Origin of the sequence: Streptomyces sp. NPDC088747 (assembly GCF_044751025.1) — a bacterium.
Taxonomy (GTDB): Bacteria; Actinomycetota; Actinomycetes; order Streptomycetales; family Streptomycetaceae; genus Streptomyces.
Map to the genome: position 1 here is coordinate 52246 of NZ_JBIVKZ010000019.1, position 24953 is coordinate 77198.

Below are 24953 nucleotides of genomic sequence, written 5' to 3' on the forward strand. Positions count from 1 at the left end.
CGCGTCCGACCGCCGGGGCAGGGTTACGGGCTTCGGTGAGGAAGGCCGTAGGGAGAAGCTGCGCACCGGCTGGGACTCGTTCGACTAGCGGCCTTTTCAACGTTGGAAACCCTCTGCCAGCGGTATGACAGCACGCCCTCAGGAGGGTGTCCAGATCTCGCGCAGCACTTTGTTTCCTGACGGTGTCGGCAAGCCCCAAAATCTGCCGGATGCGACGAAAGTGGTGTAGCGGGCTCGTTGCGCCCGTCAAGTCGGTTCGCCAGGACGCGAGTTGGCCAGCGGGAACGCCACTTTGTCTTCAGTGGGGAAAAAGTCTTGGGAAGTTGTGCTCAATGGGTTACGGAGATTTACAAAGGTCGCTAACTTCCTTGAAATGAACCGGTCACAGCGCTGCTGGGGCCGGTATGACGGCGCGACGGCGCGCGCCTGTGCACCGCTTGGCAGTCCGATGAGGGCTGCCGTCATCCCACCCCCCTTCGGGAGACCTCTGTGCGCACGAAACCGCTCGGACACAGACGTGTCCGTCACCTGCTGACCGCCGTGGCCTGCGCCCTCGGCTGTCTGCTGCCGATGGGCCCGGCCGCCGCGCGGCAGGCGGGTCCGGCCGACGGGCCGAACGCCGCCGCCGTCGAGTACCAACAGGTCACGCTGGCCAAGGGCGTGGCCGAGACGGGCGAGCCGATGACCCTCGCGGTACTGCCGGACCGCTCGGTCCTGCACACCGCCCGGGACGGCACGGTCCGGCTGACGAACGCAGCGGGGACCACCTCCGTCGCGGGCAGGCTGGACGTCTACAGCCATGACGAGGAAGGTCTGCAGGGCGTCGCCGTGGACCCCGGTTTCGCGTCCAACCGGTTCGTCTACCTCTACTACGCGCCCAAGCTCAGCACCCCGGCCGGTGACGCCCCGGCGGACGGCACGGCCGCCGACTTCGCCCACTTCGACGGGGTCAACCGCCTGTCACGGTTCGCCCTGCGGACCGACGGCACCCTGGACCTCGCCACCGAGAAGACGATCCTCGACGTCCCGGCCTCCCGCGGCATCTGCTGCCACGTCGGCGGCGACATCGACTTCGACGCGGCCGGAAACCTGTACCTGTCCACGGGCGACGACACCAATCCGTTCGCCTCGGACAGCTACACCCCGATCGACGAGCGCGCCTCCCGCAACCCCGCCTTCGACGCGCAGCGTTCGGCGGGCAACACCAACGACCTGCGGGGCAAGGTCCTGCGGATCAAGGTGAACGCCGACGGATCGTATGCGATCCCGAGCGGCAACCTCTTCGCGCCCGGTACGGCGAAGACCCGCCCCGAGATCTACGCGATGGGCTTCCGCAACCCCTTCCGTATGAGCGTCGACAAACCCACCGGCATCGTCTACCTCGGCGACTACGGCCCCGACGCCGGCACCGCCAGCCCCACCCGCGGACCCGGCGGTCAGGTGGAGTTCAACCGGATCACCAAGGCCGGCAACTTCGGCTGGCCGTACTGCACCGGTGACAACGACGCCTACGTGGACTACAACTTCGCCACCGGCGCCTCCGGATCCGCCTTCAACTGCGCCGCGCCCACGAACAATTCGCCGCGCAACACCGGCCTCACCGCCCTGCCTCCCGTCCAGCCCGCGTGGATCCCCTACGACGGCGGGTCCGTCCCGGAGTTCGGCAACGGCTCGGAGTCCCCGATGGGCGGCCCGGTCTACCGTTACGACGCCGGGTCGGCCTCCCAGGTGAAGTTCCCGCAGGAGTTCGACGGCGACTTCTTCGCCGGGGAGTTCGGCCGCCGCTGGATCAAGCGCATCGAGTCGGGCGGCGACGGCACCGTGCAGTCCATCAACTCCTTCCCCTGGACCGGCACCCAGGTGATGGACATGACCTTCGGCCCCGACGGCGCCCTGTACGTCCTCGACTACGGCACCGGCTACTTCAGCGGCGACGAGAACTCCGCCCTGTACCGCATCGAGCACGTCGTCGACGGGCTCGCCCCGACCGCGCAGGCCAAGGCCGACGTGACCTCGGGCAAGACACCCCTGACCGTCGCGTTCTCCTCGGCCGGCAGCACCGACCCGGACGGCGACGCCCTCACCTACGCCTGGAACTTCGGCGACGGCGCCACCTCCACCGCCGCCAACCCCCCGCACACCTACACGACCAACGGCCAGTACACGGCCACGCTGAAGGTCACGGACACCACCGGCAAGTCCGCCACGGCCTCCGTGCAGATCACGGTGGGCAACACCGCGCCCACGGTGAGGCTGGAACTGCCCCTGGACGGAAGCATCTACGACTTCGGCGCCGCCATCCCGTTCAGGGTGACGGTGACCGACCCAGAGGACGGCACGATCGACTGCTCGAAGGTGAAGGTCACCTTCATCGTCGGACATGACAGCCACGGCCATCCGCAGACCTCGACCACCGGATGCAGCGGCACGCTCCAGACCCTGGCGGACGGCGAACACGACCCGAACGCCAACATCTTCGGCGTGCTCGACGCCGAGTACACCGACAAGGGTGCCGCCGGTCAGCCCGCGCTGACCGCGCACGACCAGAACGTCATCCAGCCCAGCCACCGGCAGGGCGAGCACTACGGCGCCTCCGCCGGCGTCGAGGTCGTCTCCCACGCTCCCGCACACGGCGGGAAGACCGTCGGCAACATCGAGAACGGCGACTGGATCTCCTTCCAGCCGTACGCCCTCGGCAACGCGACGCGGTTCACCGCCAGGGTCTCCTCGGCGGGCGCGGGCGGCACCATCGAGGTCCGGGCCGGATCCACGACCGGCACCCTGCTCGGCACGGCGACCGTGCCGGTGACCGGCGGGTGGGAGACCTTCCAGGACGTGACGGCGGCCCTGAGCAACCAGCCCACCGCCTCCACCTCCCTCCACCTCGTCTTCAAGGGCGGCAGCGGCGCGCTCTTCGACGTGGACGAGTTCTCCTTCACCACCTCGGGCGGCGTCACCCGCTCGGGTGAGGTGAAGGGCGTCAACGGCAAGTGCCTGGACATCGACAACGCCCAGACCGCCGACGGCACCAAGGCGCAGATCTGGACCTGCAACCAGTCCACCGCCCAGAAGTGGACGCTTCCCGGCGACGGCACGCTGCGGGCGCTGGGCAAGTGCCTCGACATCTCCGGCGGAGCCACCGCCGACGGCACGAAGATCCAGCTGTGGACCTGCAACGGCACCGGCGCCCAGACCTGGACCGCCCAGGCCGACGGCACCGTCCGCAACCCGCAGTCGGGCAAGTGCCTCGACGCGTCCGGCGGCACCTGGAACGACGGAACCGCGGTCCACCTGTGGACCTGCCACACCAACGCCAACCAGAAATGGACCCTGCCGTAGGAGGGAGGAGACCGACCATGCGTACTTATCTGAAAGCGGCCCTCGGCCTGTTCGTCGGTGCCACGCTCTGTCTGTCCCCGCAGGCCACCGCGCTCCCGGGCGCGGTGAGCCAGGCGGCCACCGGTTCCGTGACCGCTGAGGCACGGCCGCTCGCGGCGGCCGACCCGGCGTACCGGATCCTCGTCTTCTCCAAGACGGCGGGCTTCCGCCACGACTCGATCGACGACGGTATCGCCGCCCTGCGCGCCCTGGGCACCGCGAACAACTTCACCGTGGACGCGACCGAGGACTCGGCGGCCTTCACGACGGGCAACCTCGCCCAGTACAAGAGCGTCGTCTTCCTGTCGACGACGGGCGACGTGCTCAACGCCGCCCAGCAGACGGCCTTCGAGCAGTACGTCACGGGCGGCGGCGGGTACGTCGGCATCCACGCCGCCGCCGACACCGAGTACGACTGGCCCTTCTACGAGGGCCTGGCCGGTGCGCTGTTCCACTCGCACCCGGCCATCCAGTCCGCCACCGTCAAGGTGGAGGACCGGGCGCACGACGCCACCGCGCACCTGGGTTCCGCCTGGCAGCGCACCGACGAGTGGTACAACTACCGCACCAACCCGCGCACCACCGCCCATGTCCTGGCCTCGCTCGACGAGTCGAGCTATTCGGGCGGGAACATGTCCGGCGACCACCCGATCGCCTGGTGCAAGGACTACCAGGGCGGCCGGGCCTTCTACACCGGCGGCGGGCACACCGACGAGTCGTACACCGATCCCGCTTTCCGGCGGCACCTTCTCGGCGGTATCCGCTGGGCGGCCGGGATGACCGACGCGGACTGCCGCCCGGAGACCGGTTACACACCGCTGTTCGACGGCTCGTCCACCAACGGCTGGAAGCAGGCGGGTCCGGGGCAGTTCAGCCTCGCGGACGGCACGCTCACCTCCGTGGGCGGGATGGGGCTGTTCTGGTACAACGCCCGGGAGTTCACCGGTGACTACTCCCTCAAGCTGGACTGGCGGATGGCCGGGGACGACAACTCCGGTGTCTTCATCGGCTTCCCGTCCTCCGACGACCCGTGGTCGGCGGTGAACAACGGCTACGAGATCCAGATCGACTCCACGGACGCCGTCGACCGCACCACGGGCGCCGTGTACGGCTTCAAGTCCGCCGACCTGGCCGCGCGGGATGCCGCGCTGAACCCGCCGGGTGAGTGGAACACGTACGAACTCCGGGTCACCGGAGAGCGGTTGGAGATCTTCCTCAACGGGCGGAAGATCAACGACTTCACCAACACCGATCCCGTACGGAGTCTCCGGCAGGGATACGTCGGGCTCCAGAACCACGGGGACGGGGACGACGTCTCCTTCCGCAACATCCGCGTCAAGGGCGGCGGGGGGCAGAACCCGGGGACCCGCTCGGGTGAGGTGAAGGGCGTCAACGGCAAGTGCCTGGACATCGACAACGCCCAGACCGCCGACGGCACCAAGGTGCAGATCTGGACCTGCAACCAGTCCGCCGCCCAGAAGTGGACGCTTCCCGGCGACGGCACGCTGCGGGCGCTGGGCAAGTGCCTGGACGTGTCGGGCGGAGCCACCGCCGACGGCACGAAGATCCAGCTCTGGACCTGCAACGGCACCGGCGCCCAGGCCTGGACCGCCCAGGCCGACGGCACCGTTCGCAACCCGCAGTCGGGCAAGTGCCTGGACGCGTCCGGCGGTACGTGGAACGACGGTACGGCCGTCCACCTGTGGACCTGCCACACGGGGGCCAACCAGAAATGGACCCTGCCGTGAGCTGAGGCCGGGCGGGGACCCTCTCCTGAGCAACTGAGGAGCTGAGGGGGTCCCCGCGGGCCGACGCATACCCTCCTGCCGACCCACCTGCTCCACCGCGGGCCACGGGCCACGGGCGAACCGCTGCCCGTGGCCCGCACCGGTTCCCGCGCGGGCCTCGCGGAAACCGGCCAGTCCTGTGCGCCGCGGCGCGCGGGCAGGGGTGTTCCGGCCGCGTCACTGGTCCGGCCGCGCGGCGTCGTGGCAGCCTCACAGAAATCGCTTCCCACCCGCTGGAGGGTGATGACGGGCGGCTGGATCACATCGCTGTCCGGCGGCGGCGCTCTCGGGTCCGCACCGGCATCACCACGACGACGAACCGTCCGCAGGCCAACGGCCGCACGGCCAGGCACAGTTAGCGGGCCCCGGTCACCCCTCCACGACTCCGTGAGCATTGCGTGAAGAAATGCTCAAGATTCCGTGTGCCTTGGCCGGTTCTTCCCTAGTGGCGTGTCCATGCCCATCGCGATGATGCGTGGGCGACCTGTGTGGGAGAGCGCTGTTCGCGGTGCCGTCGGGACTCGGGGATTCCTTGTGTCGCCAGGCGACGGTCGTGCCCGCACGCCTCCATCAGCTCGCTGCGGTGTCCGTCGCGATGGAGGGGTGGGCCGAGACGATGTCCGGTCGGTTACGCAAGCGCAATCCATTGATCGTCGTCCTGCTGGGGATGGCGCTCGTCGTCTCGATGATGTCGTGCGACGTCCTGCCGGGCGCCCGGACACAGGCCCTGGCGGCCGTCCCCGCGACCGGCGGATGCATACCGGGGGACAGACCGGAGGAGAGCGCCGCGGCCGCCGCCGCACCCTCCTCGAAGGTCCTGGTCTCGCCCGGGACCGGACTGACCAGACGCCTGGCCCACCAGGGCGCCGAGGTGGCCGTGTCCGCGGAGGCGGTCGACACCCCGACCGAGGTCGGCATCCAACCACTCGCCGAGCGCGAACTGCCCGGACTCGGCGCGGGCATGGAGAACGTGACCGAGGGCCCGGAGGGCTACCGGTTCACCCCGACCCCGCACCGCTTCGAGGCCGGCCTCACCGTCTCGCTCCCGTACGACCCCGACGCGCTCAAGGCCGCCGGCCTGACGGCGGACGACGTGCGCACCTACTACTTCGACGAAGCCGGGGAGTGCTGGCAGGCGCTGGAGCGGGTCTCCGTCGACGAGAAGACCCATCTCGTCGTCTCGCGCACGGACCACTTCACCGACATGGTGAACGCGGCCGTCAACGCCCCCGAGGGCCCCGAGCAGATCTCGTACGACCCGACGCAGATCCAGGGCATCCAGGCGGCGGACCCCGCAACCGGCGTGAACCAGATCGCCGCGCCGACCGCGAGCGGCCAGGGCGAAGCCCGACTGGCGTACCCGCTGGAACTGCCCGCGGGCCGGTCCGGTCTCGAACCCGGGCTCTCGGTGACGTACTCTTCGGCCTCGGCCAACGGCTGGCTGGGGACCGGCTGGGACCTCGCGGTGCCGTCGATCGCCGTCGACACCCGCTGGGGCGTGCCGCGCTACGACACGGCGACGGAGACCGAGACGTACACGATGGGCGACGCCCAGCTGACGCCCGTCGCGCACCGCGGCAAGCCGGGCCCGCGCTCGGCCGACAAGGTCTTCCACACCCGCGTAGAGGGCGGGTTCTCCCGCATCGTCCGCAAGGGCGACTCACCCGCGAACTACTCATGGGAGGTCACCGACAAGTCCGGGGTCCGCTACCTCTACGGCGGTGAGGGCGCGACACTCGCCGACGACGGAGGCAGTGTCTTCCGCTGGGCGCTGCGGCAGGTGACGGACCGTCATGACAACACGGTCCGCTACCAGTACACCCGGGTCGAGGACGCCGGTGTCGAGGGCGGCACGGTCACCGGCCGCGAGCTGTACCTGAAGAAGATCGCCTACACCGGCCGCGGCGACACCGACGGTCCGTACACCGTGACCTTCGTGCGCGACCGCGAACTGGACGAACCGCGCCGCGAGGACGTCAGTATCGACGCGCGCGGCGGCTTCAAGCGTGTCACGGCCGATCTGCTGCGCCGCGTCGAGATCCGGCTGAACGACAGGCCGGTCCGCAGCTACGGCCTCACCTACACCACCGGCGCCTTCCACAAGACGCTGCTCGCGGCCGTCGAGCAGTTCGACGCCGACGGAAAGGCCTTCAACAAGCACGAGTTCAGCTATTTCGACGACATCCGCGAGGCCGACGGCACCTACGACGCGTTCGCCAGGGTCGACTGGTCCTCGCCCGACGACAACGTTCGCAGCGGCGCCGTGAACACCGTGAGACCCGGCGCGGGAGAGGCCGGCGCCCTCAACGGCAACACCTCACGCAGTGTCGGCGGTCATCTGTACGTCGGCTACGGAGCCGGCCCCACCAAGTCCGGTTCCATCGGCGTCAAGGCGGGCTACAGCCGCGGCTCCAGCGAAGGCCTGCTGGCCCTGACGGACGTGGACGGCGACAGCCTGCCCGACAAGGTGTTCCGCGGCGGCGACGGGTTCGTCTTCCGCAAGAACCTCTCCCGGCCGGGCGGGCAACCGAAGTTCGCGGACACCACCACTCCCCTGCGCAACCTCCCGGCCCTGCTGAGCGAGACGTCCACCTCCCGCACCGTCGGCATCGAGGGCTATCTCGGCAGCGCGGCCGCCCAGTTGAACCACGTCGACACCTTCTCCACCACCGAGCGGTACTTCACCGACGTCAACGCCGACGGCATCCTCGACCTGGTGAACGGCTCCTCCGTGCTCTTCGGGCGGGTCGGTTCCGACGGCACGCCGGTCTTCGGGACGGCGGCCGACACGCCCGTGCCGATCGGCTCGGGGCAACTCGACACGGACGGGCTGCTGCCCGGCTACGGCGAGGACCGCGAGCGGCGCATCGACTCCTTCCCGCTCGTCGACAGCGTGCGCCGCTGGACCGCGCCGTACGACGGGACCGTACGCGTCAGCGGCTCCGTCACCCTGGAGGAACTCCCCGAGGACCTGGAGGAGTTCGCCGATCCCGACGGCGTGCGCGTGGCCGTCCAGCACGAGGACCAGGAGCTGTGGGCGGCCCGCGTCGGCGCCGACGACCACGCGGCGCACCACCCCGAGGGTGTCGACTCCGTCGAGGTCCGTCGCGGCGAGCACCTGTACTTCCGGGTCGGGTCGGTGTTCGACGGCTCGGGCGACCAGGTCGCCTGGAATCCGGCCGTCACGTACTCCGGCATCGCGGCGACGGACGCCAACGGGCTCTCGCAGGGCGCCTATTCGGCAGCCGCCGACTTCACCCTCGCCGGCCGGGCGGCCACCGTCACCGCGCCCGTGGACGGCACCGTGCACCTGACCGGCGACGTCACCAAGAAGGCCGCCACCACCGACGGCGTCACCGTCCTGATCACCCGCGGCGACGAACCGGTCCTGGAACAGCGCGTCGACGCCGCCGACACCGGCACCGTCCCGGTCGACGTGACGGTCCCCGTCACCAAGGGCCAGCGCCTGGCCTGGCGGCTGAAGACCGACTCGGCGATCGACGTGAACGCGCTGGAGTGGACGCCGCTCGCCACGTACACCGCGGCCGAGGGAGTACGCGAACTCGCCGACGACACACTGGAGTTCGTTCCCCCCTTCGACATCGACACCTACCCCGTCAGCAGCGCGACCTCGCCGCCCACGACCTTCACCGCGCCGAGCTCCGGCACGTTCACGGTCACCCCGCGGCTCACGGCCGGGCCGGGCGTCGAGGGCAGCGCGGTCTTCACCGTCAAGAAGCGCGGTGCCCTCCTCGCCAAGGAGACCGTCGTCCTGGGCGCCGAGCCGCCCGCGGTGCGGGTGCCTGCCGAGGCGGGCGACGAGCTGTACTTCGACTTCGCCGTCTCCGACACCGGGCTGACCGGCCGGATCAGCGAGCACACGGTGACCGTCGGCGACGAGAGCGTGCCCGCCACCGTGTACGGCGCGGCCCCGGAGGGCGTCTTCGGCCGCCCCTACCGCGGCTGGGACACGTTCGGCTACAACGGCAACCGGGAGCGGGCCGAACAGCCCCTCCGGCAGGCCGACTTGACGCCCGACTTCGAGGACATCAAGGACCAGCTCCCCGAGGACGTCGACCCGGAGCGGGACCAGGAGGAGTTCGAGGAGGACCCGCGGATCGCTCCGCCGAACCTGGTTCCCTTCACCCCGCAGCCCGAGTTCGGCCGCTGGGGCTCCGGCGACTTCTCCTGGGTGGCCGCCGGCACGGTCTCCAGCGCGCGCTTCGGCGGTCGGACGATCGGGCTGCCGAGCGCGGAGGCCCTCTCCGAGGCGCAGGCCGTGCCCAGGATGTCCCGCAACGAGCAGACCTCGCTGACCGGCAGCCTCGGCGGCGGCGTGGGAAGCGTCGGCGGCAGCGTCGCGCGCGGTACCGCCAAGTCCGAGCTGGACTACCTCGACATGAACGCCGACGGGTTCCCGGACGTCATCGGCGCCGGCGGAATCCAGTACACCGACCCCACCGGCGTCCTGGGCGCCACCCGGGGCTCGGTGCCGGACGGCTCGGTGCGCGAGTCGAGCACCCGCAGCGGCAACGCGAGCGCCGGCAGCGCCGCCCGGACCATCACCACCGGCCGGGGCCACGCCGACCCGCCCGCCACGGGCACCACCAACACCTCCAGCGCGGGCAACGACATGCCCCCGCTCGGCGTCGGCGGCAGCCTCGGCACCAGCACCTCCGACGGCACCTTCGACCTGCTGGACATCAACGGCGACGCGCTCCCCGACCGCGTCTACGAGAACGGCCGCGCCGCCCTCAACCTCGGCTACCGCTTCGGCGCTGCCGAGCCGTGGCCCGGCGGCAGGCTGAACGAGGGGTCAGGCAGCAGCAGCGGCCTCAACATCGGCTTCAACACCGACTTCTACGGCTTCGGCGGCGGCGCCTCCTTCGACCAGGAGACCTCCGGGACGAAGAACTCCCTGATGGACGTCAACGGCGACGGCCTCGCCGACCGCGTCTTCACCGGGGACCCCATCAAGGTCGCCCTGAACACCGGCAACGGCTTCGCCGAGCCCGTGCCCTTCAACGGCAGCCTCGGCGGTATCAACTCCGACAGCAACGCGAACGTCGGCGGCGGTGCCTACTTCCGGGTCTCGGTCGGATTCCCCGGTCTGGGCTTCCTGATCATCAACCCGGGCGCGAACGTGTCCACCGGCGCCTCCCGCGCCCAGCAGATGCTCCGCGACATCGACGGCGACGGCTTCGCCGACCACCTCGCCTCGACCGACGACAGTGAGCTGACGGTCGCCGCCAACCAGACCGGCCGCACCAACCTCCTCAAGAGCGTCCAGCAACCCCTCGGTTCGCGCGTCGACCTGGACTACACCCGTGACGGCAACACCTACGACCAGCCGGGCTCGCGCTATGTGCTGACCGGCGTCGAGGTCAGCGACGGCCTCGCGGGCGACGGCCCCGACACCCAGCGGGCGGCCATCACCTACAAGGACGGCGTGTACGACCGCCTGGAGCGCGAGTTCCGCGGCTACGGCTCCGTCGCCACCTCGCAGGTCGACGAGAAGGGCGAGATCCTCCGGACCGGGACGCTGGAGTTCGACACCACCGGCCACTACACCCGGAACCTGCTCACCCGGGAGACCGTCGCCGACGCCTCCGGCGCCCTGTTCACCGAATCCCGGCACACCTACGAACTGCGCGACGTGGACTCCGGCGAGGAGACGAACGGCCGGTCCACCACCGCGACGGTGTTCCCGCAACTGGTACGCACCGACACCCTCTGGTACGAGGGCCGTCCCGAGCCCGGCAAACGGACGGCCACGGTGATGTCGTACGACGGCGTCGGCAACGTGGTGCGCACCCTGGACCTCGGGGAGGCGGGCCCGCAGGACGACGTGGAGACCCTCACGGAGTACACCGAGTGCGCCGACACCCACATCGTGGGCACCGCCCGTGCCTCCGAGGTGCGCGGTGACGGCAGGCTCATGCGCTCCAGCGAGTCGTCGGTGGACTGCGCCAACGGTGAAGTCACGCGGCACAGCGCAGAGTTGGCCGACGGCGGCACGGCGATCACCGACCTGTCGTACTACGGCGACGGCATGCTGAAGACGATCAAGTCACCGGCCAACCACCGAGGTCAGCGCTACGAACGCCGCTACGAGTACGACGAGCCGACCGGCACCTACGTCACGGCGACCGACGACAGCTTCGGCTATCGCTCCACGGCGACCTACGACCTGAGGTTCGGCCGGACGGAGACCAGTACCGACATCAACGGGCAGAAGGAGACCACCACTTACGACGCCGTCGGGCGGGTCACCTCGGTGACCGGGCCGAACGACGAGAAGGCGGACATCCCGACGATCGCCTTCGCGTACCACCCGGACGCCGCGGTGCCCTACGCGGTCACCCGCCACCTCGACCGCGCCTCGGACGGGTCGGTGAAGAAGGACACGATCGACACGGTGACCTTCGGCGACGGGCTGGGGCGCGTCGTCCAGACGAAGAAGGACGCCACGGTCCGCGGCGAGGACGTGATGACCGTCTCCGGCCGGACCGTCTACGACTCCCTCGGCCGCACCGTCCGCCAGTACTACCCGGTCGCCGAGCCCAAGGGCGACGCGAACACCGTCTTCAACCCGGCCTTCGACGACGTGCGGCCGACCACCAACACCTACGACGTGCTGGACCGCACGGTCCGCACCGTCCTGCCCGACCAAACGGTCACCACCACGGCGTACGGCTTCGGGGAGGACCGCGCGGGCACCGTGCAGTTCGAGACGCTGGCCACCGACGCCAAGGGCAACCAGGGCCACGCCTACAGCGATGTGCGCCAGCAGCAGACCGCCGTACGCGAACCCGGAGCCCGCGACGGCGACGCCCCGATCTGGACCAGCTACGCCTACAACCCGCTGGGCGAGCCCACCAGGGTCACCGACGACAAGGGCAACGTCACCAGGTCCACGTACGACGACTTCGGGCGGCGCACCTCGGTCGAGAGCCCCGACGCGGGCCGTACGACCACGACCTACGACTCCGCCGGCAACGTGATCCGGGAGGTCACCGCCAATCTCGCGGCCAAGTCCAAGGACCTGGCGATCAGTTACTCCTACGACCAGAACCGGCTCACGAAGATCGACTACCCGCTCTTCAAGGGCAACGACGTCCGCTACACCTACGGCGGTCCCGGCGCGCACGGCAACGGCGCGGGCCGGATCACCAAGACCGAGGACGCGGCCGGCAAGACCCTGCGTGAGTACGGACCGCTCGGCGAGACGGTCGAGGAGACCCGCACCCTCCCCAGCGGCATCCTCGACCGGGCCTTCACCACCAAGTACCGCTACGACAGTTTCGGCCGCGTCCTGCGGCTGACCTATCCGGACGGCGAGGTGCTGTCGTACGACTACGACAGCGGCGGCGAGGTCCGCGCGGCCACCGGCCACAACAACGGCTTCCGCTACCCCTACCTCAAGGAGATGACGTACGACGAGTTCGGCCAGCGGACGTCCATGAAGCTGGGCAACGGCACCAGCACCCGCTTCAGTTACGACGCCGAGGACCGCCGGCTGGCGACCCTCGACTCCGAACTCCCCACCGGACAGGCCTTCCAGAAACTCAGCTACGACTACGACGAGGTCGGCAACCTCACCCGGCAGGCCAACACCACCGAGCAGCCCTCGGGCAGCGTCCCGGCCAGGCCCGGCGGCCCCTCCACGCAGACCTACCAGTACGACAACCTCTACCGGCTCACCGGTGCGAGCGGCTCGTACCAGGTCACCAAGCACACGACCGACACCTACCAGTTGTCGACCTCGTACGACACCGTCCACAACACCACCCGCAAGGACCAGCGGCACGCCCTCGTCCTCGGCGGCGACCACGAACTGGTCCAGAAGAACACCACGTACGACCAGGCGTACGCCTTCCGCGGCGGACGTCCGCACGCCCCGTCCAAGGTGGGCCACGACGACCTGAAGTACGACGCGAACGGCAACCAGATCGACAGCGACTCGGACAGGCCGCTGGGCCCGCGCCGGCAGCAGATCTGGGACGAGGAGAACCGCCTCGCCTGCGTCCACGACTTCTCGCCGCTCGTCACCCGGCCCCAACTGCCCTCGTCGTGCAACGCGCCGGGCTGGCCTCCCACCGTCCGCTTCCTCTACGACGACCAGGGCAACCGGGTCGTCAAGGACGGCGCGCAGACCACGCTCTACCCGAACCAGTACTTCACGACGCGGAGCCTGAGCGAGTACAAGCACATCTTCGTCGGCACGACCCGCATCGCCAGCAAGACGGCGCGGCACGGGCCGTTCTTCGAGAAGGACCAGTTCTACTACCACGGCGACCAGTTGGGCTCCACGGCCTTCGGCAGCGACGACGACGGCCGGCTGGTCGAGCACCTCAACTACTTCCCGTCCGGGGAGACCTGGGTCGACGAGTACAACGGCGCGAAGACGCCGTACCAGTACACCGGCAAGGAGTTCGACCCGGAGACCGGCTACTACTACCACGGGGCGCGCTACTACGACCCGCGCTCGGGTGTCTGGCAGTCACCCGATCCGGCACTCGGCAGCTATCTGGACGGCTCGCCGAACGGCGGTGTCCACACACCGTCCAACCTCGCCTCCTACTCGTACGCCAACAACAGTCCGACGAACTACTTCGACTCCTCGGGGGCCGACTGGACCTGGCGTGACGTGGCTTGGGGCGCGGCGAAGGGCGTCGGCTACGCGGTGGTCGGCGGTGTGGTCGTGGCCGCGGCGGTGGTCGCACTGCCCGCCGTGGCGGCTGCGGGCGTCGGGGCGCTGGCGGGAGCGGCCGCGGGCGCCACGGCGGCGACGGTGACCACCTGGGCGGTCGGCACCACGGTCGCCGCGGCCGGCGCCTACGGGGTGGCCACCGAGGGCTACACCCTCACCACCGGCAAGGAGGCCTGGACCGGGCGGCAGTTGAGCGACTCGGAGTACGCGGAACGGGCGGGCATGGCCGGCGGGGCTCTCGTCGGCGGGACCGTGGGCGGATACGTGGGCACGCGGGTCGGCAAGAGCGTGGCCACGGCCGTCGACACCGCCTACATCGCGGCACGCAGTCACGCCATCGACCTGTCGAAGCTGCCGCGTGGTCAGCAGCCCGGCGCGGTCGAGGCGGTGAAGGTGCCCGGACAGCCCTCGGTCGTCCGGACCAGCATGGGAGCCTCGGAGGGCGCGAAACGAGTGACGGATCCGAAGGTGGGAGGCGTCCTCGGCTCGATTCCCAAGGCCGAACAGGGAGCGAACCACGGAGGCTGCGGGCTGCCCGCGTGTCTCTCGGTCCTCAGGACCGGCGGCGTCGATCCACAGGGTGCCACCGCCGCGGCGTTCAAGATCCGGCCGCCGGGCAACAAGAGCTACCTGGAGGAACTGGGTCCCTGCGCCAGCTGTAAACCACTGGTCCGTGAATTCGCGATCGAGTTCGTGACGAAGGACGTGGTGAAGTGACGGGATGAGTGACGTCACCGGCACACCCCGTTTCCCACCCGGCGTCGAGGCCGTCCTGCGCGGCGCCGGGTGGTATCCGGGGCGCCGGACCGACATCGGTCCCTGGCAGCGCTCCCTGCGCGGATTCCGTCTCCACGGCGCGGCCGAGGAGTTCCTCCGCGAGTTCGGCGGCCTCAAGGTGCGGATCGGCGGACCGGGCATCACCTGCGCACGCCAGCCCTTCGACACCGACCCCGACCTGCTCGCCGACGAGGAGGAGCTCTTCACCTATCTCTCCGACCGCTACCGCCGGGCGTTCTGCCCGGCGGGCGAGTACGCGAACGGCGAGATGTACCTGGCCATCGACAGCGAGGGCGTCATGTACCTGGTCATGACCTGGGTCCTGCGCCTCGGCCCCGTCGACACCGCCCTGGAACACCTCGTGACCGGGGTGGCCGGGTACGAGGTCGACCCTCCTGACGACACGACGTGATTCGGCGGTTCCGGAGAGGTTCACGGTGTCGGCGAGGTCCGCGGGGTCCGCGGAGGAAGGTTCGTGAGGGTGTCGAGAACGGCGTGACCGCTCCGTCCCAGGGTCGGAAGCGGCCACCGTGGTCGCACGATATTCGGGAGGCCCCCATGACGGACGACCGGATCACCGAAGTCCTCAACCGCCCGCTGAGCCAGGAACTGCTGGCCCGTGACCTCTGCCGACTGGCCTACGTGGCGAAGGACGGCACACCGCGGAACATTCCGATCGCCTTCGCCTGGAACGGCGAGGAGGCCGTGATGTGCACGTCCAAGAACGCTCCGAAGCTGGCCTCACTCCGCCAGAACCCCACCGTCGCCATCACGATCGACACCGAGGTGCACCCGCCCAAGATCCTGCTCGTCCGCGGCACCGTGGAACTCGACGAGGTCGAGGGCATTCCCGAGGAGTACCTGGAGATGAACGGCTCCTACACCATGACGGCCGAGCAACGCGTCGAGTGGGAGGCCGAGGTCCGCTCGCTCTACGACGGCATGGTCCGCATCGTGCTCACGCCGACGTGGGCGAAGCTGATCGACTTCGAGACGACCATGCCCAGCGCCGTCGAGGAACTCGTCCGGCAGCGCGCGGAACGCCGGGGGCGGAGCGACGACGGTACGAGGGGGTGAGTTGAACACCGGATCAGGTGGAACCCCGTCAGACCGGTCGGACGAGTCCGGTGTCGTACGCGAAGATCACGGCCTGTACCCGGTCCCGGGCGCCGATCTTCGTGAGGATGCGGCTGACGTGGGACTTGACGGTGGACTCGGCGAGGTGGAAGCGCTCGGCGATCTCGGTGTTGCTCCAGCCGGTGGCGATGGCGGTGAGGACCTCGGCCTCGCGTTGGGTGAGGTCGGCGAGCCGGCGCTGCTGTTCCGCGGTGGCGCCGGGCAGTTGGTGGGTGTAGGCGTCGATGAGCTTGCGGGTCAGGCCGGGGGCGATGACGGCGTCCCCGGCGGCCACCGCCCGGATACCGGCGACGAGTTCCTCGGGCAGCGCGTCCTTGAGCAGGAAGCCGCTGGCTCCGGCGCGCAGAGCGGCGTACGCGTATTCGTCGAGGTCGAAGGTGGTCAGGACGAGAACGCGGGAGCGGCCGCCGGAGGTGACGATGCGGCGGGTGGCCTCGATGCCGTCCATGGCGGGCATGCGGACGTCCATCAGGACGACGTCGGGGCGCAGTTCGGCGCTCATCCGGACCGCTTCGCCGCCGTGGGTGGCTTCGCCGACCACGGTCAGGTCGGGATGCTGCTCAAGGAGCATGCTGAAGCCGAGGCGTTGCAGGGCCTGGTCGTCGACGATGAGGACAGTGGTCATGCGAGTCGTTTCTCCGTGGCTGGCGGGGTGGCGAGGAGGAATTGGGCGCGGACGGTCCAGCCGCCACGGGAGTTGGGGCCGGCGGTGAGGGTGCCACCGTAGAGGGCTGCCCGTTCCCGCATGCCGACCAGCCCCTGCCCGCCCTCCGGTTCACGGGCGGCGGGCCGGGGCGGGGTGCGGGGCGGGCCGGTGTCCTCGACGACGAGGCGTACGGCGGCGGCGTCGGAGGTGACGGTCACGTGGACCGTGGTGTCGGGGCCCGCGTGCTTGAGGGCGTTGGTCAGGGCTTCCTGGACCACGCGGTAGACGGCGAGTTGGAGTCCCGGGGCCAGAGCGGTGCCGTCCTCACTGACCGTGGCGCCCTCGTAGGGGTCGGCGACGCTCGCCACCTGGAACGCCGACTTCAACTCGCCGACCAGGGACTCGACTTCGGCCTTGTTGGCCGCGGAGGTCAGCGTCTGGCCGTCCGGCGCCTCGAACACCACGCGTGCCGTGGCGCCGTCGGCGGACACCTGCGGGAACTCCGCCTTCAGCAGGTCCACCGCCCGCTGGGACTGTGTGCCGGGGACCGCGAAGGTGTCCGCCGAACTGCTGGACACCGTGGCCGCGCCTATGCCGACGACGGCCAGCACGGCGATCCACAGCATCAGGACGAGCCGTCGTCGTCGATAGGAGAACCGGCCGAGCCGGTAGAGGAACGTGGCCACGAAAACACTCCCGAAGAACATGCAGGGGCGGGAAGACGCTGAGCGAGAGGCCGACGCGGGCCTCATGCGATCACGCTAGAAGTGCCCGGTGGCCACTCGGCGGCACCGCGGAGGTGAATGTGCCGGGGCGGCTAGTACCCGGGTACTAAGGGCTGTCATCCGACGGGGGTACGGGCTGACGACAGCGGGGAGCACCCCGCGAACCGCCCGCGCCGTCCCTGAGATCCCGAGCCCGGTGACTTCTCCGCGGACACCGCACGCGGACTCGTCCCGGTCGCGTCCCGGATCGCGGCGCTCTCCACCCCTCGAACGCCGTTCCACACCCCGGACAGAGCGGCGCGCGGCCGGTCGGAAATGGCCAACCTTGCTGGTTAGCGCCGTATTGCCGCTTCGTAAAGCCACACGTGGTGACACCCTTCCCGATCACCCTCCGGAAGTGGGCCGTTGACCGATTTCCGGACATCGATCTCCGCAGTGGTGACAGTTTCCAGACGCCCTGAAACGATCTGTCCGCGCTCGAGCGGCACCCGCCTCGCTTCTCACCGCAGGCCGACGGCCCGTGGTCTCCCCGTCTTCCGCCGCTGTCCGCCGACAGCCGGCGAAAGGAGCTGCCCGCATGACCAACTCAGCCCCGGGAGTTCGCCGTTCATCCGCGCTCCCGCGTACGGCACGACAGCGCGGCCGGCTGACGACCGCGCTCGCCACCGCTCTGACGGTGCTCGCGATCACCGCTCCGACAGCCCAGCCCGCCTCGGCCCTGGAGAAGGGCACCGATACCACCTCGTCGTCCCGGCACATCGACGCCGAACCCAGACCCGGGGCGCGGGGCGTCCCCCTGTCCCGCGCGCAGCGTGACCAACTGCTCGACGGCGCCGCCGAGTCCGCTCCCGACACGGCACGCGACCTCCGCATGGGCAGCAGGGAAACGCTGGTCGCCCAGGACGTCGCGAAGGACGCCGACGGCACCGTGCACACGCGCTACTCCCGCACCTACGCCGGACTCCCGGTGATCGGTGCCGACGTGATCGTCCACGAGCGCGCGGGCGAGCAGAGCGTCACGCGCACCACACCATCCGCGCTCTCGGTGCCCGCGACCAGACCCGTGGTCTCCTCGGCCGCGGCGAAGAAGGCCGCGCTGGCGGCGGCCGACGAGCAGGGATCCCTCACCTCCGAACGGGCGGCCCCGGCACGGCAGGTCGTCTGGGCAACCGACAGCTCCCCACGACTGGCTTGGGACAACGTTGTCACCGGTGTGCGCGAGGATCACACACCGAGCCGCGTCCATGTGATCACCGACGCCGTAAGCGGCGCCCGCCTCGCCTCCTACGACGACATCCAGGCCGGCGAGGGTCACAGCCAGTACAGCGGTACGGTCCCACTCGCGTCGACGCGCGACGCGGACGTCTTCCGGCTCACCGACGTCCAGCGCGGCAACCACCGCACCTACGACGTCACCGGCGGCGTCCGCACCCTGGTGACGGACGCGGACGACGTGTGGGGCGACGGCAGTCCGGCCTCGGCGCAGACGGCGGCGGTCGACGCCACCTACGGAGCCCAGCGGACCTGGGACTTCTACCACGACCGTTTCGGCCGCAACGGCATAGCCGACGACGGGGTCGGCGCCGTCACCAACGTGCACTACGGGACCAAGTACGCCAACGCGTTCTGGGACGACCTGTGCTTCTGCATGACGTACGGCGACGGCCTGGACGGTATGCGCCCGCTCACCGAACTGGACATCGCAGCGCACGAGATGACCCACGGCGTCACCTCCGCGACCGCCGGTCTGATCTACACGGGTGAATCCGGCGGGCTCAACGAGGCGACCAGCGACATCATGGGCACCGCGGTCGAGTTCTTCGCGAACAACGCCCAGGACACGCCCGACTACCTCATCGGGGAACTCGCGGACGTCCGCGGCACCGGCAAGCCCCTGCGTTACATGGACCAGCCGTCCAAGGACGCGTCCGCGAAGGGCACGTCACAGGACTACTGGACCGCCGGCACGAAGAAGCTGGACCCGCACTTCAGCTCCGGTCCCGCCAACCACTTCTTCTACCTGCTGGCCGAGGGCAGCGGCGGCAGGACCATCAACGGCGTGGCCTACGACAGCCCGACCTATGACGGCAAGCCCGTCGCCGCCCTGGGCCTGGCGAACGCGACCAACGTCTGGTACCGCGCGCTGACCCGTTACATGACCAGCACCACCGACTACGCCGGCGCCCGCACCGCCACCCTGCGGGCCGCCGCCGACCTGTTCGGCACGACCAGCGACGCCTACGAGGCGGTCGGCAACGCGTGGGCGGCGGTCAACGTCGGTCCCCGCTACGTCAACCACATCGCGGCCGACGCCCCCTCCACCCGCGAGGCGGCCGTCGGACAGCCGGTCAGCCGTCAGATCACCGCCACGTCCACCCGCCCCGGTGCGCTCGCCTACTCCGCCGACGGACTCCCCGACGGACTGGCCCTCGGGTCGGCCGACGGCCGTATCACCGGCACGCCCACCCGTGCCGGCACCTTCGCGGTCACCGTCACCATCACCAACTCCGCGGCGGAGAAGCTCCAACTGCCCTACAGCTGGACCGTCCTGGCGTCCGGTGACGACCACTTCGTCAACCCGGACCGCTACGACATCCCCAACTGGCGGACGATCGAGTCGCCGCTGCGTGTCACCGGCCGCACCGGCGACGCCCCCTCGGACCTCCAGGTCACCGTCGATCTGGTCCACGACTTCATCGGAGGCCAGATCATCCAACTCGTCGCCGAGGACGGCACCGTGCTCCTCGTCAAGGACTTCGTCTGGGACACCGGCACCGAACTGCACGCCACGTTCACCGTCGACGCCTCCGCGCTGCCCGCCAACGGCGTGTGGAAGCTGCGCGTCACCGACAACACCCCGGGGATCTTCACCGTCGACCCCGGCTACCTGGACCGCTGGAGCATGACCTTCTGACTTCAAGTCACTTGGTCCAACGTCGCGGGAGGCCGCCCGCTCCGTCCCGCAAGGCAGTGGGAGGGAGCGGGCGTGTGGTCACCAGCGTCAGCCGGCGAGGGCGGCGGCGTACTGCTCGTCGGTGACGGGCTCCAGCCAGGTGGTGCCGTCGCCGTTGCCGTCGCCGACCACCAGGGCGACGTGAGCCATGAGGTTGGTGTCCGTGCCGCCGTGCCAGTGCTCCTCACCGGCCGGGCACTTGAGGGTCTCGCCGGCACTGACGCGCGCCACGCTGCCGTCACGGGTACCGACCAGGCCGACGCCGTCGGTGATGTACAGGACCTGGCCGTTGGCGTGGGAGTGCCAGTTGGTGCGCGCGCCGGGGGCGAAGCGCACCAGGGCTGCCGCCAGACGGGCCGGTTCCGTGGGGGCTTCGATCATGTTGAGGTAGACGTCGCCGGTGAAGCGCTCGGCGGGGGCCTTCGTGGTGGGGGTGGAGGTGATGTGTTCCATCGCTCTTTTCCTTGATCGCCTGTGGGTGGATGGGATGGGTGGGGGGGGCGGGAGTGGACGGCCGTGGGCAGCCGCTCAGGCGGCGGCGTCGTGGGCGAGGTCGCCGCCCAGCTCACGTGACGCCTCGGCCTGCGCGAGCAGGTCCCGCCCTTGGCGGCGGCGACGGATTCGATGGCGTCGGCACCGGCGACGAAACGCGACGGAGGCTGCTCCCGCCCGGCGATCGTCAGCAGGGCGGCAGCGAGCTTCGCGGGGTCTCCGGCCTGCTGCCCGTTCATGGACCCCAGACCTTCCTGGTGGCCGCGGTGCGCTCGGCGTAGTCGTCGACGGACAGCTCCGCCCAGGTGGTGGAGGCGTCCACCAGCAGCTCGGTGCGGAAGAAGCCCGGCTCGACGATCGTCGTACGGATGCCGTACGGCTCCACGTCGTAGCGGAGGGACTCCATGAAGCCCTCGACGCCGAACTTCGCGGCGGCGTAGGCGACGCAGAACTCCAGGCCGACCACGCCGGCGAGGGAGGAGAGGGTGATGACGTGCCCGTAGCGCTGGGCCCGCATGACGGGCAGCACGGCGTGGGTGACGTTCATCGGGCCGAAGAGGTTCGTCTCGATCTGGGCGCGCATCTGCGCGTCGGAGATCTCCTCGAAGTAACCGGCGTAGAAGTTGGCGGCGTTGTTGATCAGCACGTCGATGCGGCCGAATCGCTCGACCGCGGCGTCGACGGCACGCCGAACACCCCGGACCACGACGCTCTGCGGCTGCTGGCGGCCTGGGCGGCCACGGAGATTCTCCGGCCCACCGGCCGGGCTAGCACGCACTAAGGCTGAGCGCGAGGCGCCGGGCCACCGCGCCGCCGGGCATCGGGCATCGGGCATCGGGCACACCGCACCAGTGAATCGGAGCAGCTCGTTCCGTATTGGTTCACATACTTGTCAGTCGTCCATGTACGACTCTATTCTCACCAATCAGAAAGCGCTTTCCGCATCGCCGTACGCCCCCCCCACCCCCGCCCCGGTGGAGCGGAGGTCCCGGCATTCGCCGCGCCCCGCGTATGAGCCGCCATCGATCCGGCGCGGGGTTCCCACGGCCTCGGCATGCCCGCCCGCCGTCACGCCGGGATTCCGCGCGCCCGGCGACCCGGCGACCCGGCGACCGGCAAGGAACCACCCCCGACACAGAGGAGAAGACCATGAGACGACCAGTCGCCCTGCGCCTCGGCGCGGCGTTGACCACCCTGGCTCTCGCGTCAGCGGCGGGCGTGGCCCTGTCGACGATGGAGGCGTCCGCCGCCTCGGCCGGCGCCACCGGCTACGCGACCCAGAACGGCGGTACGACCGGTGGCGCGGGCGGCCAGACGGTCCGGGCCAGCACCGGCACGGCGATCCACACGGCCCTGTGCGGGCGGGCCGGCAGCAGCACCCCGATCATCATCGAGGTCGAGGGGACCATCAACCACGGCAACACCGCGAAGGTGTCCGGCGGGAGCTGCAACACCGCCGCCGGGGTGATCGAGCTCAAGCAGATCAGCAACGTCACGATCGTCGGGGTCGGCGGCGGCGCCGTCTTCGATCAACTGGGTATCCACATACGTGAATCCAGCAACATCATCATCCAGAACGTGACCGTGAAGAACGTGAAGAAGTCCGGCTCGCCCACCTCCAACGGAGGTGACGCCATCGGCATGGAGAGCGGCGTACGCAACGTATGGGTCGACCACGTCGATCTGCTGGCGTCGGGCGGCGAGTCGGAAGGGTACGACGGGCTCTTCGACATGAAGGACAACACCCAGTACGTGACCCTGTCCTACAGCACCCTGCGCAACTCGGGCCGCGGCGGCCTGATCGGCTCCAGCGAGTCGGACACCTCCAACGGCTACGTCACGTTCAACCACAACCTGTACGAGAACATCGACTCCCGTACCCCGTTGCTGCGCGGCGGTGTCGCGCACGTCTACAACAACTACTACGTGAAGCTGAACGAGTCCGGCATCAACTCCCGGGCCGGAGCGAAGGCCAAGGTCGACAACAACTACTTCAAGGACTCCAAGGACGTGCTGGGCACCTTCTACACCGACGCGGCCGGCTACTGGCAGGTCAGCGGAAACGTACTGGACAACGTCACCTGGTCCTCCCCCGGCACCGACACCAACCCGGCCGGCCCCAACCTCCAGTCCACCACCACGGTGACCGTCCCCTACTCCTACACTCTCGACGCGGCCTCCTGCGTACCGACCGTCGTGGCACAGACGGCGGGCGCCAACACGGGTCTGAAGGTCTCGAACGGCAACTGCACTCCCCAGACGCCGACTTCGACCCCGACCCCGACCGACACCGCGACGCCGACCCCGACGCCCACCGGCGAGCCGACCCAGCCCAGCGGCACCAACCTCAGCGTGGGCGCCGGTTCCGACGGTTCCAGCAAGGCGTCGGGGACGAGCTACGGCAACGTCCGTGACAGCGACCTCGCCACCTACTGGTCCCCCTCCGGAGCGACCGGCTCGATCTCCATCAAGTGGGGCGCGGCCACCGGCATTTCGAAGGTCAACATCCGTGAGACCTCCGACTCCGCGGGCGCCATCGGCTCGTGGCGGCTCCTCAACGCCGACACCGGCGCCGTCCTGACCTCGGGCAGCGGCGCGGGCGTCATCACCTTCCCCCGGACCTCCCTGAGCAAGGTCACCTTCGAGATCACCGGCTCGACCGGCACACCGAAGATCGCCGAGTTCGAGACGTACGCCGGCTGACGAACAGGCCGACCGTAGCCATAGTGCCGACCGGTCCTCGGCAGGCGTCCGCGTGGCGGCGCCCGCCGAGGACCGGCGACCTGGTCCGCTCCCCTCCGGCTCACCGTGTAACGGTTGTCCTGCGTCGCGGGCCCGTGTCAGTCGCGGACCGGGGCGAGTTGGAGGTAGTCGAGGTTCCAGTTCTGGTAGGCGTCCCTGGGGAGGCTGATCCGGAGGGTGTGACGGCCCGCGGTCAGTGACTGCCGTACGCCGCTGGGCTGGAGGACTTCCTTGTTGTGGCTGGTGGTGTTGTGCACGTCCACCCGCTCGCTGTCCGCGCCGCCGTCGAAGGAGACGGTGTACGTGCCCGCGGGGCTGTACGGCGAGGACACCCTGGCGGAGAGCTCGTAGGTCCCCCGGCGCGGTACGTCCACGTCATAGGTCAGCCACTCTCCGCCGCGCATCCACCCGACACGGACGTTGCCGTCGGCGTCGTCGATGTCGACGTCCTCACCGGGACGCATCTTCAGGCCGCCCGTGTTCCCGGCGTCCTCGTCGTGGTAGCCCTTGTCCTTGCCCGGAAGGAAGTCCTCGGCCTGGACTCGTACGCCGCCGCGCGGCAGCGGGTCGCCCTCGCCGGTGCGGAGCCAGGACTCCAGCTTCTCGACGTCGTCCGTCTGGAAGACCGTGGTACGGAAACCGCGCACCAGAGCCTCCCAGCCCCGCGACGGGTCGGTCAGCGACGCCTCGTCGGTCATGTGGTCCGCCAGACCGTTCCACATGGTGTTGTTCCAGACGCGGCCGTGTTCGGCCAGGGAGTCGAGGAACGGCCTGCGGGCGACGGCGTCCTGGACGGTGTCGTAGTTGACCTCGTAGGCCACCGGCTGGTCGTCGCCGAACTCCACCGCGGCCGTCAGGTTGGCGTCCGTGATGATGTGCATGTAGACGGCGCCGTCGTGGTCCGAACGGAATGCCTGCACCTCGGGCACCGGGGCATCGCTCTTGTAGATGCCGTTACGGACGGTGCCGGTGCGGACGAGCACCTGCCAGATCTCCTCCCGGAACTGCCAGCCCTTGTCCAGGTTGACCAGGCCCCGGTTCTTGGCGAGCCTCATCGCCTCATCGAGCGTGGGCACTTGGGCGTCGGTGAGCGCCGCCTGCCCGCCACCGAGTCCTTCCCTCAACCGGAGCTGCCTGATCTGGGCGAACGTCATCCCGGAGACCGCGCCGGTGCCGTTCGTGGTGCGGTCCACGGTGGTGTCGTGCATCAGGACGGGAACGCCGTCCTTCGTCAACTGGATGTCCGTCTCGATGATCTCGGCGCCGTCGTCGAAGGCCGCCCGGAAGGATGCCAGGGAGTTCTCCGGGGCGTCCCGCCACTGGCCTCGGTGCGCCACGGTGAGGAGCTTCGCGTCGGGCCCGTGGTCGAGCAGGTCGCGGTAGGCGCGCACGGCCGCCGTACTCCCGGGCCTGCCCGACCCGCCGAAGATGTACGACGCGCCGCTTCCGCCCGACTCGACGGCCAACCCCATGCCGGCCGACGGACGGCCGTCGGTGACCGTCACGGCGGTCACGGCGGTCACGGCCAGGGTTAGCGAGGCGGCAATTGCCGCAAGTCCGCTCACAGTTGATCTCTTCATGGCTCGAAGAGTGTGGTGACGGC

11 protein-coding genes and 1 pseudogene are annotated in these 24953 nt (G+C 69.8%); 7 read left to right on the top strand and 5 right to left on the bottom strand.

The annotated features are described in order from the left end of the window. Nucleotides 1–489 precede the first annotated feature (489 nt). The 5 genes from ACIP79_RS34470 (at nucleotide 490) to ACIP79_RS34490 (ending at nucleotide 15732) form a co-directional block, all read left to right on the top strand. A complete protein-coding gene (locus tag ACIP79_RS34470; protein ID WP_401229808.1) occupies nucleotides 490–3339 on the top strand; it encodes a PQQ-dependent sugar dehydrogenase in 2850 nt (949 codons plus the stop codon). A 17-nt stretch (nucleotides 3340–3356) separates the two neighbouring features. Next, entirely contained in the window at nucleotides 3357–5126 is a 1770-nt protein-coding gene (locus ACIP79_RS34475) for a ThuA domain-containing protein (protein ID WP_401229811.1), read from the top strand. A gap of 592 nt (nucleotides 5127–5718) precedes the next feature. Beyond that, a complete protein-coding gene (locus ACIP79_RS34480) occupies nucleotides 5719–14595 on the top strand; it encodes a SpvB/TcaC N-terminal domain-containing protein (RefSeq protein WP_401229814.1) in 8877 nt (2958 codons plus the stop codon). 4 nt (nucleotides 14596–14599) lie between these two features. After that, on the top strand, nucleotides 14600–15067 hold the full coding sequence (locus ACIP79_RS34485) for an SUKH-3 domain-containing protein (RefSeq protein ID WP_401229817.1): 468 nt from the start codon (nucleotides 14600–14602) through the stop codon (nucleotides 15065–15067). Between the two features lie 146 nt (nucleotides 15068–15213). Further along, nucleotides 15214–15732: a pyridoxamine 5'-phosphate oxidase family protein gene (locus ACIP79_RS34490; protein WP_401229819.1), complete on the top strand. Its 519-nt coding sequence runs from the start codon at nucleotides 15214–15216 to the stop codon at nucleotides 15730–15732. A 28-nt stretch (nucleotides 15733–15760) separates the two neighbouring features. Here the strand turns inward: ACIP79_RS34490 and ACIP79_RS34495 are convergent, their stop codons facing one another. Continuing rightward, on the bottom strand, nucleotides 15761–16417 hold the full coding sequence (locus ACIP79_RS34495; protein ID WP_383684907.1) for a response regulator: 657 nt from the start codon (nucleotides 16415–16417) through the stop codon (nucleotides 15761–15763). Continuing rightward, nucleotides 16414–17124: an ATP-binding protein gene (locus ACIP79_RS34500; RefSeq protein WP_401229822.1), complete on the bottom strand. Its 711-nt coding sequence runs from the start codon at nucleotides 17122–17124 to the stop codon at nucleotides 16414–16416. The genes ACIP79_RS34495 and ACIP79_RS34500 overlap by 4 nt, the downstream gene beginning before the upstream one ends. 616 nt (nucleotides 17125–17740) lie before the next feature. Between ACIP79_RS34500 and ACIP79_RS34505 the strand changes: the two genes are divergently transcribed. Continuing rightward, entirely contained in the window at nucleotides 17741–20077 is a 2337-nt protein-coding gene (locus ACIP79_RS34505; RefSeq protein WP_401229824.1) for a M4 family metallopeptidase, read from the top strand. An 87-nt stretch (nucleotides 20078–20164) separates the two neighbouring features. Here the strand turns inward: ACIP79_RS34505 and ACIP79_RS34510 are convergent, their stop codons facing one another. Beyond that, complete coding sequence (locus tag ACIP79_RS34510) at nucleotides 20165–20569, bottom strand: cupin domain-containing protein (RefSeq protein ID WP_401229826.1); 405 nt, start codon at nucleotides 20567–20569, stop codon at nucleotides 20165–20167. Between the two features lie 75 nt (nucleotides 20570–20644). Continuing rightward, nucleotides 20645–21293, bottom strand: a pseudogene (locus tag ACIP79_RS34515) (SDR family NAD(P)-dependent oxidoreductase); the annotation flags it as partial. 464 nt (nucleotides 21294–21757) lie between these two features. Here ACIP79_RS34515 and ACIP79_RS34520 point away from each other — a divergent pair. Then, nucleotides 21758–23311 carry a polysaccharide lyase family 1 protein gene (locus ACIP79_RS34520; RefSeq protein ID WP_401229828.1) on the top strand — a complete coding sequence of 518 codons (1554 nt, stop codon included), beginning with the start codon at nucleotides 21758–21760 and terminating at the stop codon, nucleotides 23309–23311. 137 nt (nucleotides 23312–23448) lie between these two features. Here the strand turns inward: ACIP79_RS34520 and ACIP79_RS34525 are convergent, their stop codons facing one another. Continuing rightward, nucleotides 23449–24930, bottom strand: a complete 1482-nt coding sequence (locus ACIP79_RS34525; protein ID WP_401229831.1) for a glycerophosphodiester phosphodiesterase family protein — start codon at nucleotides 24928–24930, stop codon at nucleotides 23449–23451. Between the last annotated feature and the right edge of the window lie 23 nt (nucleotides 24931–24953).